Below are 15,573 nucleotides of genomic sequence, written 5' to 3'. Positions count from 1 at the left end.
CCCGTCAGCGAGGAGGCCACGCGCCACGCGCGGGCGGCTCTCCGAAGGGGCGCCGTGCGACAGCAGGCACCCCCAGGGCGAGCCGGCCCGGCGGCAGTCCGGCGGCCAGCCCGGGGAGGGCGCCGGGCAAGGCGCCCGCGCGTGAAGCCCTGATGCCGGGCCCCCACGCGCCCGCGCGACCTCCGGACGTCCGTGCCCCGGTGTCACGCGCCGGACGAGCGGTCCCCCGCCTCGAAGGGGCGCCCCGTCACCACCGCGGCGAGCGTGGTCCCGCGCGGGAAGGCGCCCTCCTCGGCCAGGGTGAGCAGGCCGTACAGCATCTTGGCGACGTAGAGGCGTTCGAGGGGGACGCCGTGGCGGGCGGTGAAGTCCTCGGCGAACGCGTCAAGGGCGGGGGCGGTCCGGGCGTAGCCGCCGAAGTGGAAGCGGTCGTCGAGCCGCCAGGCGCCGCGGCGGCCGCCGAAGGACCGTTCCTGCAAGGCGCGCACCTCGCCTTCCAGGAACCCGCCCTTGAGGACCGGCACCCCCAGGGCGAGCCGGCCGGGCGGCAGTCCGGCGGCCAGCCCGGCAAGGGTGCCGCCGGTGCCGCAGGCCACCGCGACGACGTCCGCACGCTCGCCGAGTTCGGCGCCGAGCGCCCGGCAGCCGCGCACGGCCAGGGCATTGCTGCCGCCTTCCGGCACGACGTAGGCGTCCTCGGCTCCGGCCGCACGGGTCAGGGCCGCCAGCGTGTCCGGCTCGGCCTTGCGGCGGTAGGCCGACCGCTCGACGAAGTGCAGCCGCATCCCGTCGGCCGCGCACCGGGCGAGGGAGGGGTTGAGGGGGCGGTCGGCGAGCTCCTCGCCGCGCACCACCCCCACCGTGTCCAGACCGAGGAGGCGGCCCGCCGCAGCGGTGGCGCGCAGGTGGTTGGAGTAGGCGCCGCCGAAGGTGAGGATCGTCCGGCCGCCCGCGGCGCGCAGGTTCGGGACCAGCTTGCGCCACTTGTTGCCGATCAGCTCCGGGTGGATCAGGTCGTCCCGTTTGAGCAGCAGGCGCAGGTCCCGACGGGTGAACCGCTCGTCGTTCAGCTCCTGCACGGGAGAGGGCAAGCGGGGGAACAGCGACGCCGGATCGGCGGCCACGTGATCGAAGGCGTCGGAGCTGGTCACACGGCCATTGTCACCGCCGGGCCCCACCGGACGCGGGCCCGAGCCTGCCCGGCGCGGCGTGATCCATTCCCGCTCTTTCGTGTAATGGCACGAACACTTTGCGTGATGAAAGGCTTGGGCTGTGGCAATCGATGCCGGGCGCCGCGGCGCCGGGCATGATCGGAAGGGCGATTCTCTATGTCGGTAGGCGAAGAAGTCCGCGCGGAGCAGGGCCATCCGCAGCAGAGCCTCGGCACCGGGGCCGCGCGGAACCTGGCCACCACCACCAAGTCCGTTCCCCAGATGCAGGAGATCAGCTCGCGCTGGCTGCTGCGCATGCTGCCCTGGGTCGACGTACAGGGCGGCGCGTACCGGGTGAACCGGCGTCTCAGCTACGCCGTCGGCGACGGCAGAATCACCTTTGTGAAGACCGGCGACCGCGTCGAGGTGATCCCCGCCGAACTCGGCGAGCTGCCCGCGCTGCGCGGGTACGAGGACGTCGACGTGCTCTGCGAACTCGCCCAGCGCTGCCGCCAGCGGGAGATCGACGCGGGCCAGGTGATCGCCTCGTTCGGCAGCCAGGCCGATGAGGTGTACCTGCTGGCGCACGGCAGGGTCGAGAAGGTCGGCACCGGACCATACGGCGACGACCAGGTCCTCGGCGTCCTCGCCGACGGCGCGCACTTCGGCGCCCTGGCGCTCCTCGACCCGGACGCCATCTGGGAGTACACGACGCGCGCGGCCACCGCCTGCACCGTGCTCATTCTGTCCCGGCACGACTTCGCACAGGTCGCGGAGCGTTCGGACTCGCTGAGCGAGCACCTGCGGCGGCTGCGTTCGATCCCCGGCCAGCGCACCAACAAGTACGGGGAGAAGGCGGTGGAGCTGGCCGCGGGCCACAGCGGCGAGCCGGACATCCCGCACACCTTCGTCGACTACGAGGCCAGGCCCCGCGAGTACGAACTGAGCATCGCGCAGACCGTCCTGCGCATCCACACCCGCGTGGCCGACCTCTACAACCAGCCGATGAACCAGACGGAGCAGCAGATCAGGCTCACCGTCGAGGCGTTGAAGGAGCGCCAGGAGCACGAGCTGATCAACCACCGCGACTTCGGCCTGCTCCACAACTGCGAGTACGACCAGCGCATCCAGCCGCACGACGGGGTCCCCAGCCCGGACGACATGGACGAGCTGCTGAGCCGGCGGCGCGGCACCAAGCTGCTGCTGGCGCACCCGCGGGCCATCGCCGCCTTCGGCCGCGAGCTGAACAAACGGGGACTGGCGCCCGAGACCGTCGACATGGGCGGCAACCGGATCCCCACCTGGCGTGGAGTGCCGATCTTCCCGTGCAACAAGATCCCGGTCACCGACGCCCGCACCAGCTCCATCATCGCGCTGCGCACCGGCGAGGACGACCAAGGCGTCATCGGGCTGCGCGCCAAGGGCATCCCGGACGAGATCGAGCCCAGCCTGTCCGTGCGGTTCATGGGCATCAACGAGCAGGCGATCATCAAGTACTTGGTGACCTCCTACTTCTCGGCGGCGGTGCTGGTCCCGGACGCGCTGGGGGTTCTGGAGAACATCGAGGTCGGGCGTTGGCGCTGACGGCCGGGACCGGCCGTCTCCGTCGCCGCCGGCCGGTCCAGGCACACCCGAGGGGCGCGTGCCCGGTCCCGGCGGCATGGACGCCGCCGTCCCCGCACGCGGGGAGGGAGAGCGGATGGCCGAGTTCATGACCGAGACGGCCGCGCGGCCGCCCGGCGCACGGCGGACCGCGGACACCGCGCGGCCGGGCGTCCCGCAGCCCGCCGGGGCGCCGCCCCCGCCACGTGCGGCGGCCTGCCGGGATGACCCCGCGGCCGCGTCCGGCGCCCTCCCGGCGGGCGGAGACGACGGGCACGACGCGCCGGCGATCCTCGACCGCGCCCGGCGCTCGGTCGACCCCGAACTGCGGCAGGCGGTCGCCTCGTTGCCCACCGCGATGCGCCGCATCGCGCGCCACCACTTCGGCTGGGAGCACGCGGACGGATCGACGGCGGCGGGGAACGCGGGCAAGGCGATCCGCCCGGCGCTGGTCCTGGCCGCCGCCGCGGCGCTCGGCGGCCCCCCGGCGCGCGCGGACGCGGCGCGAGCCGCCGCCGCGGTGGAACTGGTCCACAACTTCACGCTGCTGCACGACGACGTGATGGACCGGGACGCCGCCCGCAGGCATCGCCCCACCGCGTGGGCGTTGTTCGGCGACGCCGACGCCCTCCTCGCCGGGGACGCCGTGCAGGCGCTCGCCCTGCGGACGCTCGCGGAGGACCGGCATTCGGCGGCGAGAAGCGCGATGGCCCGGCTCACGACCTGCGTGATCGAGCTGTGCGAGGGCCAGCGGGCGGACACCGCGCTGGAGCGGCGCCCGCTCGACGAGGTCACGCTCGCCGAGGTGCTCGCCATGGCCGAGGCGAAGACGGGGGCGCTGCTGGGATGCGCCTGCGCCCTCGGCGCGCTGTACGCGGGAGCGGACGCGGAGAAGACGGAGGCGCTGGACGCCTTCGGCCGGCAGGCGGGGCTCGCCTTCCAGCTCATCGACGACGTGATCGACATATGGGGAGACCCCGCCCGTACCGGCAAACCCGCGCGGGCCGATCTCGTCGCCCGAAAGAAGTCCCTGCCGGTGGTAGCGGCGCTCACCTCCGGCGCCCCGGCCGCCCGCGAACTCGCCGAGATCTACGCCCGCCCCCACACGCAAGGAGAGGAGGAGCACGCCGCGCTGCTGGTGGAACGGGCCGGAGGCCGGGACTGGGCCCAGTCCGAGGCGGCCGACCGGATGGCCCAGGCCGTCCAGGAGCTGTCCCGTGCCGTCCCGGACCCGGCAGCCGCGGACGAACTGCTGACGCTGGCCGAGTTCGTGACCAGACGCACTGCCTGAGCCGCCCGCCGAGGCGCCCTGCCGGACCTTGAGGCACCGGGCCCTACGGCTCCTGGCCCCGCAGGGACCCGGCGGCGCCAGCCCAGTGAATCTCGCACACCCCCCCCGGGCGATGTGCGGGACCGCCGCCGGGTCGACCCCCCCGACCTCCCGGGTACGCTCAACGCCCGCATGCAGTCGTCTCGTGGACGTGGGGAGCGTGAGATGGGCGTGGGGATCCGGACGGCCGGGGAGACCGACCGCGCCCTGGTCGTGCGGCTGTTGGACGAGGCGTTCCAGAACGATCCGGTGAGCAGGTGGGTCTTTCCCGGCGAGGAGTACCGCCGTGCGACCCACCGCCGTTTGATGGCCGCCTTCACCGACGTCGTGCTGGACGAGGGCTGGATCGACGTCACCGAGGACGGCTCGGCATGCGCGCTGTGGCTGTCGATCCCGGCCGACGGCGAGGCGGCAGGCGATGGGGGAGCGGACGGAGCGGACGAGTCGCGAGAGACCGACGAGGCCGTCAGGATGCGGGAAGCCGTGGACCCGGCCAATTCTCGTGTGGAGGAGAGCACCCGCCTGATGGCCGAGTCCCACCCGGCCGACCGCGCCCACGCCTACCTGTGGATGATCGGCGTCCGGCCGGAGCGCCAGGGGGAGGGGCTGGGGAGCGCGCTCATCGAACACGTTCTGGCCCGCTGCGACCAGGAGGGCCTTCCGGCCTACCTGGAGGCCAGCAGCGCCCGCAGCATCAGGCTCTACAAGCGTCTCGGCTTCGCCGCCGCCGACCGCACCCTGAACCTGCCGGACGGCCCGCAGATGTGGCCGATGTGGCGGGAGCCCAGCGCCCACGGAATCGGCGCGGATAGGTGACCGGAGTTCTCGGGCCTCTGCTGAGACTGTCCACCAGTTGCGGTGCAGGCTGCCACGAACACGTCGGCGCTCGCCGCTGACCGGCGAAACCTGGATCTGACGCTCGCCGAATGAGGAATCCAGCGCCGGGGACGATCGGCTCCTGCACCGCGGTGCACTGAAGTCACGGGCTGGGCCAGGTGATCAGGGGTGGAGTTTCTTCTTCTCGGCCAGCATCGTCACGAACTTCTCGATCCGCCGCACCCTGGTCTCGGCCTTCTTCGCGTCCTGGATTCGGTACAGGATCGCATAGCGGTTCTGCCCGTCGAGCGTCTCGAAGAACTCGGCCGCAGCCGTGTTCGCCGCGAGCGCCTCGGCCAGGTCGTCCGGCACTTCGGCGGACCTCGCCCCGTCGTATGCGGCCTCCCAACGACCGTCGGCCTTGGCACGTTCGACCTCGGCCAGCCCCGAGGTCCGCATCAGCCCCCGCTCGACCAGCGCCGTCACCTTGTCACGGTTGATCTTGGACCACTTACTCCTGGCCTTGCGCGGAGTGAACCGCTGCAGCCAGAACTCGTCGTCGAACTTGGCCTTCTGCCCGTCGATCCAGCCGAAGCAGAGTGCGACATCAAGGGCCTGGGCGTAGTCCAGGGCTACGACCCCGGGGGACTTCTTCCTGAGCTTCAGCCAGATCCCGGGCGAGGAATCGTGATGCCGGTCGAGCCATGCCTCGAAGGTCTCGGCGGACGCGAACGACGAGATCTCCAGGTCTTCAGCCACCCCGACAGTGAACCACGCTCTCCGATCCCGCCAAGTTCGAACAGCCGCAGTCGGCCATGTCCGGGCAAACTCGACGAGGCATACACCAGCGCCGGCCTCGCCCTCGACCTCACCGCGGCCATCGACTCGCCGTGCGTGAGCGGTCACGTCCGGGAGCTTCACCGCCGCATGCTGCCCTGGGCACGCGAGGCCCCCGTCCTCGCCTTCGAGCAACGTATGCGCGGCGCCCTCGGCTGACCCCCTACGAGCTGCCGGTCGCTTCGTCCAGCAGCAGATACAGCAGGCCGACCAGGCTGCCGCTGCTGACGACCTCGAGGCGGTCGATCATTCCCCGGATCTCCGAGATCGGGATCCAATCGATCCGGTCGGACTCGTTCACCTCGGTCGGTGGGCCCGCATACGAGGCGGTCTCGGCACGAAAGACGAGATGCTCGGAATCCGTGATGCCGTTCGCCGGTTGCGCGTACACGAGCGGCTTGACGCCCTTCACCCGCCAGCCGGTCTCCTCCTCGACCTCGCGGGCGGCCGCCTGCTCCGGGGTCTCGTCGGCCTCGATGAGGCCCATCGGAAGCTCCCAGCCCCAGGTGTCGGTGATGAACCGGTGCCGCCACATCATCAGCACGCGCTTCTGGTCGTCGACCACGGCCACTACGGCCAGATGCCGCATCCGGACCACATGGTGTTCCCATCACCGCCCGTCAGGCTGCTGGACGTCCAGGAGCCAGAGGTTCACCCAGGGATTGCTGTAGATCTGCCGCTCACCATGGACGGTCCACCGCATGAGCCCAACCCCCTTGGTTCAGTTGAGCACCCAGCGTGTCACTTTGACGAGAATCCGTCCGTGAGGCTGGGCGCCCTCGCCCACACCGACGAGCGGGAGGAACGGGAAGTCGGCCTCGGGCGCGCGTCCGTCGTCGGCGCGTTGCGGGTTTACGCCCGTCTGGGTGGCCGGGCGCATAGCAGACCGCACCCGGTCCGTCATGGGCGCCGTGTTCGGCGGGCTGGGGACCGGGTGCGGGCGGGTAGGCGTTACGACGTGCGGAACCGCAGGTCAGGTCGCCTGGCTGAAGATCAGGCCTTCTTGGTCTCCAAGTAACGGGCCAGGTCGGTGGCCTGCGGGGATGTTCCCTGCAGGCCGCTGAACTGACCTTTTGCCGCTGGTCAGCGATGGGGCGCGATGGTCCTGATCGGGTGTCCTGCGGACTCTGTGCGGACCGCAGGGGTCTGATGACCCCTCACTACGCACCGTCGATGCTGTTCAACCGAACGGAGCGCTCGCTGTCAGTCGATCCCGGCGACCTCGTCTGCTGCCGCGATCTGCGTGACTCGTACTTGTGACGGAATTTCAGCGCCAGGGCGTTGTGGCGGAGGCGTCCCGAAGAATGATTCGAAAATTAGTTCGAATTTGCACCCGGATCGGTCCTTGAAGACGGGCAGGCCACGAATGTCGTCCGCAGTTACGTAGCGCTCGCAGAAGCGGCGGGCTCTAACATTCTTGTTGTTCGACTCACTGGGCTCGAGCGGCGGGTAGTACGCCTCGATGGCTCCCAGCTCCCAAACGTAGATGTCCTCCTGTCGAAGCATCTCCAAGAGCCTCAGCTTTTCCTCCTTCAACTGGTCATCCTTTGCCTCCGCGAGGATTCGTCGCGCTGTGCCGGACGCTGGACGATCGAAGAAGGCAGAGACGGCTGCGTCAAGCTCTTCCCAGTCACACAGGCCCTCTGCATGCGCCTGTCGCTTGACTTGCGCTTGTTGCCAAAGCTCTCGTGCAGACCCGCTGGTACGCAGACCTTTGAGGGTTTGGCTCGATACCTCGGCGTCTTCATCTTTCGCCAGTCTCTGGACCCTGGAGATGACCTGATCGCGGAGCTTGCAGCACTCCTTGCTGGCTCCTAGTTTATCGAATCCGTCAATAAGTGCGTCCAGGTCCGCGAGGACTGCAACTCTCATCTCGAAGCGGCTAAAGAAGTTTCGATATCGTGCGATACTGCCCTTGCCCTCGACCCTCGCGATGGTCGCTCCGTTCTTTTCGAAATCCCATCGAGGGCTCAGAGTTCGTGAGATGTGAGTGATTAGGGCTTGGTCGCTCGGGCCTTCTACGAGCAGTACAGAGTTGGCAAAGAAGGCGGCTTCGTTGTTTTCGTAGGTGATGATCTCGAACTGATCGCGAGCGGCCATTTCCGACAAGTCGATGACGCATGTTCGGCTGGTCGGCGGACTCACCGTATGGTCTTTCACCACCTTCACGAACGTTCCAGTAGCTCCCGGTGCGTAGAAGGCCGAAGAATGTGTGCTCACCAGCACGTCGTTGTACTCGGAGAAGAAGGTCAGGGCTTCGAAAAGCTTGCGTTGAGCCTGCGGGTGAAGAAAAACCTCCGGTTCCTCAAATAGCAGCAGACATGGCTGCTGTGCACTGTCAGTTGTGGACGGCCTGGCGATCTTCAGATCCACATACGCTCGCAAGATGGCGAACGCCACCGACCTTCGAAGGCCATCACCTTTGGTCTTGAAGGGGCCGGCAATTCCGTCATCTACGGCGATCTGTGCTTCTTCAAGCAGGCTGCGCAAACGAGGTGGAGGGATCTCCAGGCGTACGCGCGCGCGGGGGAAGGACTCCTGAAGATTGCGCTGGATGTGCGCTTCAATCTGGCGCACCTCCAGAAGTCGTTCATCTGACTCCTTCCCGTCCTCGTCTGTCACGACGTTAAGCTGATTGCGCAGCTGGTCGAAGGAAGACTCTAGAGCGGGAAGTTGATGCCCGATATCTTCGAATAGGATAGAAAGAAGTCGTCCGAAGGTGGCCGTGGAGGTTGTTTTAACCTCCTCGTTAAGCTCTTTCACTGCCGGAATGTAGATGGGTTCAGGCAAGAGGGAAGCTACCGACTTGTCCAGACCTGTTGGCAGTGGCTCGTCGCCGACGATCAGCTCGTCGGGGGTCAGGCTCGCTACGATGTCAGCCCAAGATTTCCTTACTGCTGTGCGATTGATCCGGCCCGGCGACAGGTCTGCGTAAATATCTGGGAAAGTAGCCCTGATGCTTTCTCGAAGCTCCGCTTCGTTCTTGATCTTGAAGATTTCATCGAGGGCCTTTTGGTGGTACCGGCCGTCTCTAGGTACCTTTTTGATCAACCGCATCGTCCCCTTGCCGGGGCTCGCATAAATTCGAGCCAATGAGAGTCGCCCGTTATGGATCTCGGGCTCGATGCGGCCTCGGTGGCCCTCTTCCAGGCGCAACAAGTCGACGTCTCTGATGCCAGCGAAAGTGAGCTGAATGCGCACGGGTTGAGCGAGGGTCAGGAAGTCAGTTTCGGTCGTCGATCCCGACCTCAGAAACAAGTTTAGAGCCTGGAACACCGATGATTTTCCGGCATTGTTCTCTCCGATAAGGCAGCCGAACTGCGAGAATGGCATGTCTACTTGCCCCAAGCCGCGGAAGTTGTTAATCCTGATGTGTTCGAGGCGCATGGTGCTCCAGAGGAAGTTCAAGGCGTGTGAATATCCTAGGGTGCGATGTGACCACTGTGCCGACGTTTCATGACAAGAGGTCAGCTGAAGTCCTTCGGGCCTGTGTTCGGTCCGAGAGCGCGGCAAACACTGGCGAGCGTTCAGCGGGAGCCGCAAGGCCCCATGCCAGCGTGATTGATCAACTAGCGGGGACGCGAAGATGTGGTCTATTACCCCCTCGAACGGCGGTCAGCGCATGCCGCCCCAGCCGTCGAGGGAAACCTTCGAACCTTCCGCGAGGTATCGGTGTAGGGCACATGAGGTGGTAGCCACGAAGTTCTCAGGGATGGCGTCGGCGTCGACCCAGCGGACCTGGGCGTGCTTGCGGGGTTCGCGGTTTTCGGGCTCCCCGACCCACTCGTGGGCGGCAAAGACGACTGTGAGGAAGCCGTTGGGGGCCTCGACGCCCCAGGCGCCGTGGATGATGTGCGCGACCTTGAGGGACTCGGGCTTCACCGTGAGGCCCGTCTCCTCGTAGAGCTCGCGGACGGCGGTCTCGGTGATGGGTTCGCCCGGCTCGTTCTTGCCGACCGGTAGGTCCCACATGCCTTGGGCGAACTTGGCGTGCTCGCTGCGCTGGAGGATGACCACCCGGTTCGCGGCCCGGTCGTGGACGATGACCCCGGCGACCAGCAGGGTCATAGACCCGAGAGCGGGGGCGAGCGCCTTGGGCTGGTCATCGGTTGTCGGTTGCGCCACGGGGGCTCCCTTCTATCGGTCGAGGAGATGGCTGTGGCCTACTCGTAGGCCCAGGCTCGGCCGGTCTGCCGGTATTCCTCGACCGGGATGGGGGCGACGTTTGGCCTCATGCGGGCGGTGTACAACAGGCCTTCGAGGTGGTCGATTTCGTGGTGGACGAGGCGGGCGAGGCCGCGCTCGTACACGGTGGTGACGGCCTCACCGATCAAGCCCGTGCTCTCGACCGTGATCTCCAGCGGACGGGGGACGTGGCCGCGGACGTCGAAGAAGCTGAGGCAGCCTTCGTACTGCTCGTCCGTTTCGTCGGAGCGATCGGTGATCTTCGGGTTGAGCAGGACGATGGCGGGCGCGTCAGCGGCCGGCAGGACGACGGCTACAGCGCGACCGATGCCGATCTGCGGGGCGGCGATGCCCATTCCCTTGGCGAAAGGATGAACCTGGCCGATCCGCTCCATGGCCGCGAACAGCTCATCGATGATGCGCTCCGCCTCGTTGCGCTCGGCGGGCAGATCGAAGGCGCGGGCCGGTTCGGCTAGGATGCCGGCGCCGCGTTGGACGACTCCGAGGTCTCGCATCTGCTGGCTTGGCCGCACGTCGATCACCTGAACTCCCTTTGATCTGTCTCGCGTTCGGGTCGGGCCCGGAAGCGCCACTCAAGACGGTACCGAGCATGCAGGGCCGGTGCGGCCGTGATCCACGTGAATTGCCGTAGCCCGCCGTCCTCACTGCGGACGGGTGGGGTCCGCAGGGGGGAGGCTTCGGCTGTCATGGAGGTCTCGGTTCCCCAGACCACTGGGTCGAGGGCGACCGGGAAGGCGAGCTGGACTTCGAGCTGCTCGGTGGGCAGCCGAACGGCCCGCTGGAACCAGTTGCCCCACTTGTCGTCGCCGACGGTGTACGCGTACTCGATCCACACGGACTCGCCGGGGTAGAGCGGGAAGCGGCCGTGTTCGTTGTCGAACACCAGCCAGACTTCCTTGAACGCGTCGCGGTCGTGCTTTACCTGCCAACGCATCGCCTCGCCCCGACAAGTCGCTGTCAGGTCGAGTTCCTCCCAGGTCAAAGGATGCGCCCGGTAGTGGGCGTTGGAGCGCTCGGGATCGCCGGGGTAGCGGTCGACGGCGACACGGATCAGGTAACGGGTCACGGGCTCGGAACCGGTGTTCCGCAGCAGCCTGCGCATGGTGAGCCGGTAGGAGCTGCCGTCGTACTTCAGGTGAGCCGCGTCGTGCTCGACCACGAGGGCGGAACCGGTGGCGTACGGCTGCTCGGGCCTGTGTGAAGCCGGCGGCGCGGGCGGGCGCCGGTTGCGGGTGCGGGCCTGCTCGTAGTCGCACCAGCGCCGCCAGATCGCCTTCCCGGCGTTCAGGACCTCGTCGGCGAGCCGTGCGAACTCTTCGGTGGGCTTGTGGCGGCCGGACTCCACGTGGCTGACGTAGGACGGGTCGAAGCCCATGGCCTGGGCTAACGCCCGCTTGGACATGCCGCGTACCTCCCGCCACCGCGCCACCTCGGCCGCGAACACCTCGGCCGCCTGCTCGACGGTGATCTCCTCGCTGTGCGCGTTCATCGAAGTCCCGCCCCGCGTCACTTGTTGGTGAGCATAAATGAACCGTGAGTGATCCAAGTTCATCATCCCGTCACGGCTCACGTCGCCGGTTTCCTTCCTTCACCGACCCGGATCGACCCGTCCGGGCAGATGAGGGAGGCGACGCCCCATGCGCGTGCTGTACCTGCTGAACATTTCCAACCCCGACCGGCTGTCGGCGGATTCCGGCTGGATCTTCGCGGACCTGCTGGCCCCGGCCCTGGTCGACGCCGGGGCCGAGGTGACCGTCGCGGCACCGGCGGCGGCCGGGGACGCCCGCTGCCGCTTCCACCAGACCAAGGTGCCGGGCACGAAGTATCGGGCCCGGTTCTCGGCGGACATCGACGAACTGGTGGCGCTGATCCGGGACGAGCGACCGGATGTGGTGGTGGCCAACCAGATCGAGGAGGCCCCGGCGATCCGCACGGCCCTGCTGGAGGCCGGATCGGACGCCCTGCTCGCCGGGTACTGCCACTACCTGCCGTTCTCCTTTGCCGACGGCGGCCAGCTCCTGCTCGACCCCTCCCTGAATGACGCGGGACTCGGCATGCCCGTGCTGCTGGCGTTCGCCGCCGGCCTGGCCGCGTGCGACCGCGTGATGGTCCACTCCGCCACGGCCGCCTCCTGGGTGTCGGCCGCCGCTGCCCGGATGACCGTGGACCTGGGTGAGAAGCTGCGGGTGGTGCCCGCCCCCCCGCGACGAGCGCCTGGTCTGCGACTCCGCCACCGTCCGGCCCGCCTCCAGCACGGCGATCGGCATCTACAACCACCGGCTGTACGCGCACTACGGCACCGAGCGCTTCGTGGACCTGGCCCGCGACCTGGTCGCGTCCGGCACGGTCCGGCTGCGGGTGATGGACCTGTTCGGCCAGCGCCGGCCGGAGCGGAAGGGCCTGGACGACAGCCCGGAGAAGATGCGCGAGAAGCTCGCCGCCCTGCCGCACGTCCAGATCGTCTCCGACCGCGGCGACCGCGTCCGCTACAAGAATCTGCTGGCCGGCGCCCGCTTCGGCATCGCCCCGTTCCGGCCCGGCTGCCCTTGGTCGATGAGCGTGATCGACTGCCAGGGCATGGGCCTTCCGGTCATCTCGCCCCGACTGGGCTGGCTGGCCGAGCACATCGATCCGGAGCTGTGCTTCACCACTCCGGCCGAGGCGGTCGCTCTCGCCGAGCGCCTCGCCTCGGACGACGAGTTCCACGCCGTGCACGCCAAGCGAGCCCACGCCTCCACCACCGATTTCGCTCCGGCTCTGGTCGCTGCCCGCTATCTGGAGGCCATCTCGTGACCGACTTCGACGCCGTCTTCCTCTCCTACGACGAGCCGATGGCCGGCTCCCTGCACTCCCGGCTCCAGCGGACGCTCGGCGGCTCGGTCAAACGCCTGCACGGCGTGCACGGCATGCGCAGGGCCTACCGGCTGTGCGCCGAGGTCGTCGACCGTGAGCAGTTCTTCCTCTCCGACGGCGACTTCGCCATCGACCACGGCTTCGACGTGGCGGGCGTCGCACCGCTGGACGAAGGGGTGTCCATGAGGGTGTGGCGGGCGGTCAACGCGGTCAACGGCCTGACGTACGGCTACGGGGGGCTCAAGCTGATCCGCCGCAGTGCCCTGCGGGAGATGGGTGAGGCGGTGGACGTCCTCGCCGCCCTGCCCGGCCGCATCGAGTTCGCCCGGCACACCGCCGGGATCACCAGGTTCAACCAGAGTCCGTTCCACGCCTGGAAGGCGGGCTTCCGCGAGTGCGCGATGCTCACCCGTGGGAGCGAATACGGAATGCCCGACACCGACGCGCAAAGCCGCGTCGAGGCATGGACGTTGAGCCACAGCGGTGAGTTCGCCGCCTACGCGGCAGCCGGAGCCAGGGAGGGCGTGGTCTTCGCCCATCAAGCCGCCCGCGCACCGGAGCGGTTCGACTGCCTCAACGATCCCGACTGGCTGCGGCAGCGGTTCACCTTCGCCCACGGGGACCAGGCGGTGGCGGGATGACCGGCCCCCTCGTGCTCATCGAACCGTATGCGAGCCGACTGGGAGGACACCATCAGCGCACGCTGGTGGCCCTCGCCCAGGCCCGCCCCGGCAGCCTGGTCATCGCCCCGCATGGGATCGCGGTCGATGCGGTCAGCGCTCTGCGCGAAGCAGGCGCCCGGCTGGTCACCGGACGCACCGGGTGGGTGGCGGACGTTTTGCTGGCCGCTGCCGGGCTGGCGGCCGGGGTCTCCTCGGCCGGACAACGTCTGTTCCGGTCCCGCCGCTGGCCTCGCCGCCTGCGGCGACTGCCACACCAAATCACGCTCATCGCCCGCTGCCTCACCGAAGCGTCCACCCTGCGGGCTGCGCGCCGACTGGTATCCGACGCCGACGCGGTGGTGATCCTGACCGCGAGTGAAGCCCTGCACGGGGCCGCCGGCCTCTTGGGCGGTCAGCCGCATCTGCGTTTCGTTCACGAGACGGTCACCAGCGAAGACGCTGCCGTACGGCTGCTCGGGCGGCTCGCCCGCCGAGGCGAAGAGCGGGTGATCGCGGTCTGTCCGACACAGTCCGTCGCCGACCAGTTGGCCGCGTCCTTCCACGACCTGCCCGCCGTGGTCGGGGGCTTCGCGGTCGACGATGGTCACCGCCTGTCCGCTGCTGAACGTGGCGGCGGCCGGGCCGCGTTCGACATCCCCGCTGACGAGAGGGCCGTGTGTCTGGTGGGCGGCTGGTGGCCCTATAAGGACATCTCGGTGGTCAACGACGCTCTGGTCCGCGTAGGGGAGCCCTTGCACCTGGTGGTCACCGGTTCCCCGCTCGACGAAGGTGTCATTCAGGGTTGGCGAGCCCTGCCCGGCCTGCGGGTGCACTCCGTTCCCGGCCCGGTCAGCGAATCCGTGCTGCGGCTGATGTACGCCGCAGCTGACGTCGCGCTCGTCACCCGCCGCCCGGGTGCCGGTAAGGAATCCGGGCTCGTCATGGACGCCGCCCGCCTTGGCGTCCCTCTGATCGTCTCCGACCACGACAGCGCCCTCACCGCTCGTTTGCAAGGGCAGCCCTGGGCTCTCACGTTCCCTGCCGGAGACCCGGTCGCGCTCGCGGACGCACTGCGAACCGTCATCCGCCGTCCTCCTCCACGGCCCGGCTCCGAGGTCCCCGCCCTGCTGGGCATGCGGTCGGCGGCCGGGCAGGCCGACTTCCTCACTCGCGCCTTCTTCGCCCTGCGCACGAAGGAGTCCTGAATGCCGAGCGTGCCTCCCGCTTTGATCGCCGTCGTCGGCCCGGTCGAGCCGCACATGCTGGCCGCCTGGGTCCGTCACTACCGATGGCTGGGTGTCGAGCGGTTCCTGTTCGCCTTCCACTTTCCCGACCATGTCCCCGACGCCCGGCGGCATGAGCTCCAGGCCGCCGCCCGGGAGCTGGGCATCATCCCCACCGGCACCAGCGTCGGCCCGTGGCACGAGCACACCAACACCCGGCTTCGAGACACCTTGCGGCACCGGGCCGGGCCGGGCTGGCACCTGCTCGCAGATGCCGACGAGTTCCAGCAGTACCCCGCCCCGCTCGCCGAGGTGATCGCCCAGGCCGAGGAGTCCGGTCGTCACGTGGTCGGCGGGCTGATGCTCGACCGCGTCGCCCCGAGCGGACGCCTGACCGACTGGCGACCCGAAGGCGGGCTCGACCTCGCCTTTCCCCTCGGCGGCCACCTCACCCACCGACTCCTGCACGGTGACCCCAGGAAGATCGTCCTTGCCCGCCACAATGTGGTCGTGGCCTCCGGTAACCACCGGGCTCCCGGTCATCGGCCCGATGACGACCGCATCTGCGCCGTCCACCACTTCAAGTGGCGTTCGGGCGTCCTGGACGACCTTCGCCGTCGAGTCCAGCACTTCGCCTCGGGCACCTGGGAGGAGCGCACGCCGGCTGTCCGTGATGAGGCAAGCCGCCTGCTGACACACGTCGGCCGGAACGGCGGCGCGATCAACATCAGCGACCCGCGGTTCGCCTTCCGCCGGGTGAGCCTGGACCGGATGCCGTTCGGCTGGCCCGCCGAGGCTCGCGGCATCTTCACGAGCTGGCGGCCGTACACGCGAACCGGCCAGGACTGAGACAATTCCCTCTGCTCGCGCCCGCTCGCCCCGGAAGGGATGGC

Annotated in this window: 13 protein-coding genes and 2 pseudogenes; 8 read left to right on the top strand and 7 right to left on the bottom strand. The window is 68.6% G+C overall.

Annotated features, from left to right (window positions below; genetic code table 11):
- Positions 1–203: 203 nt before the first annotated feature.
- Entirely contained in the window at positions 204–1,151 is a 948-nt protein-coding gene (locus ABZ861_RS00715) for a pyridoxal-phosphate dependent enzyme (RefSeq protein ID WP_361621367.1), read from the bottom strand.
- A 177-nt stretch (positions 1,152–1,328) separates the two neighbouring features.
- Here ABZ861_RS00715 and ABZ861_RS00710 point away from each other — a divergent pair, with 177 nt between their 5' ends.
- From ABZ861_RS00710 to ABZ861_RS00700, 3 genes are all read left to right on the top strand, one after another.
- Positions 1,329–2,735, top strand: coding sequence for a family 2B encapsulin nanocompartment shell protein (locus tag ABZ861_RS00710; protein WP_361621364.1), 1,407 nt, complete (start codon positions 1,329–1,331; stop codon positions 2,733–2,735).
- Positions 2,736–2,850: 115 nt separating this feature from the next.
- Positions 2,851–4,044: a family 2 encapsulin nanocompartment cargo protein polyprenyl transferase gene (locus ABZ861_RS00705; RefSeq protein WP_361621361.1), complete on the top strand. Its 1,194-nt coding sequence runs from the start codon at positions 2,851–2,853 to the stop codon at positions 4,042–4,044.
- Positions 4,045–4,248: 204 nt separating this feature from the next.
- Positions 4,249–4,899 carry a GNAT family N-acetyltransferase gene (locus ABZ861_RS00700; protein WP_361621358.1) on the top strand — a complete coding sequence of 217 codons (651 nt, stop codon included), beginning with the start codon at positions 4,249–4,251 and terminating at the stop codon, positions 4,897–4,899.
- A gap of 183 nt (positions 4,900–5,082) precedes the next feature.
- Here the strand turns inward: ABZ861_RS00700 and ABZ861_RS00695 are convergent, their stop codons facing one another.
- The 6 genes and pseudogenes from ABZ861_RS00695 to ABZ861_RS00670 all read right to left on the bottom strand — a co-directional run bounded on the left by ABZ861_RS00695 (position 5,083) and on the right by ABZ861_RS00670 (position 11,431).
- Positions 5,083–5,658: a YdeI/OmpD-associated family protein gene (locus tag ABZ861_RS00695; RefSeq protein WP_361621355.1), complete on the bottom strand. Its 576-nt coding sequence runs from the start codon at positions 5,656–5,658 to the stop codon at positions 5,083–5,085.
- 241 nt (positions 5,659–5,899) lie between these two features.
- Positions 5,900–6,439, bottom strand: a pseudogene (locus tag ABZ861_RS00690) (NUDIX hydrolase).
- A 500-nt stretch (positions 6,440–6,939) separates the two neighbouring features.
- The gene (locus ABZ861_RS00685) at positions 6,940–9,144 is read right to left on the bottom strand and encodes an AAA family ATPase (protein ID WP_361621352.1); all 2,205 of its coding nucleotides are present in this window, start codon (positions 9,142–9,144) and stop codon (positions 6,940–6,942) included.
- Between the two features lie 207 nt (positions 9,145–9,351).
- Positions 9,352–9,861 (bottom strand): NUDIX domain-containing protein, encoded by a 510-nt coding sequence (locus ABZ861_RS00680; protein ID WP_361621349.1) that lies wholly within the window; start codon positions 9,859–9,861, stop codon positions 9,352–9,354.
- Positions 9,862–9,899: 38 nt separating this feature from the next.
- Positions 9,900–10,463: a peptide deformylase gene (locus ABZ861_RS00675; RefSeq protein WP_361621346.1), complete on the bottom strand. Its 564-nt coding sequence runs from the start codon at positions 10,461–10,463 to the stop codon at positions 9,900–9,902.
- The gene (locus ABZ861_RS00670) at positions 10,460–11,431 is read right to left on the bottom strand and encodes a helix-turn-helix transcriptional regulator (protein WP_361621343.1); all 972 of its coding nucleotides are present in this window, start codon (positions 11,429–11,431) and stop codon (positions 10,460–10,462) included. Before ABZ861_RS00670 ends, ABZ861_RS00675 begins: the two co-directional genes overlap by 4 nt.
- A 148-nt stretch (positions 11,432–11,579) precedes the next feature.
- Here ABZ861_RS00670 and ABZ861_RS00665 point away from each other — a divergent pair.
- The 5 genes and pseudogenes from ABZ861_RS00665 to ABZ861_RS00645 all read left to right on the top strand — a co-directional run.
- Positions 11,580–12,026, top strand: a pseudogene (locus ABZ861_RS00665) (glycosyltransferase); the annotation flags it as partial.
- An 88-nt stretch (positions 12,027–12,114) separates the two neighbouring features.
- On the top strand, positions 12,115–12,735 hold the full coding sequence (locus ABZ861_RS00660; RefSeq protein WP_361622485.1) for a hypothetical protein: 621 nt from the start codon (positions 12,115–12,117) through the stop codon (positions 12,733–12,735).
- Complete coding sequence (locus ABZ861_RS00655) at positions 12,732–13,436, top strand: hypothetical protein (RefSeq protein WP_361622405.1); 705 nt, start codon at positions 12,732–12,734, stop codon at positions 13,434–13,436. The genes ABZ861_RS00660 and ABZ861_RS00655 overlap by 4 nt, the downstream gene beginning before the upstream one ends.
- Positions 13,433–14,662, top strand: coding sequence for a glycosyltransferase (locus ABZ861_RS00650; RefSeq protein ID WP_361621340.1), 1,230 nt, complete (start codon positions 13,433–13,435; stop codon positions 14,660–14,662). The genes ABZ861_RS00655 and ABZ861_RS00650 overlap by 4 nt, the downstream gene beginning before the upstream one ends.
- Positions 14,663–15,529 carry a glycosyltransferase family 2 protein gene (locus ABZ861_RS00645; RefSeq protein WP_361621337.1) on the top strand — a complete coding sequence of 289 codons (867 nt, stop codon included), beginning with the start codon at positions 14,663–14,665 and terminating at the stop codon, positions 15,527–15,529.
- Positions 15,530–15,573 lie beyond the last annotated feature (44 nt).

The sequence above is a fragment of the Streptomyces sp. NPDC046985 genome (assembly GCF_040644415.1).
Classification (GTDB): Bacteria; Actinomycetota; Actinomycetes; order Streptomycetales; family Streptomycetaceae; genus Streptomyces.
Note: the sequence above shows the minus strand (reverse complement) of the source record. Positions and strands in the feature narration are given on the sequence as shown.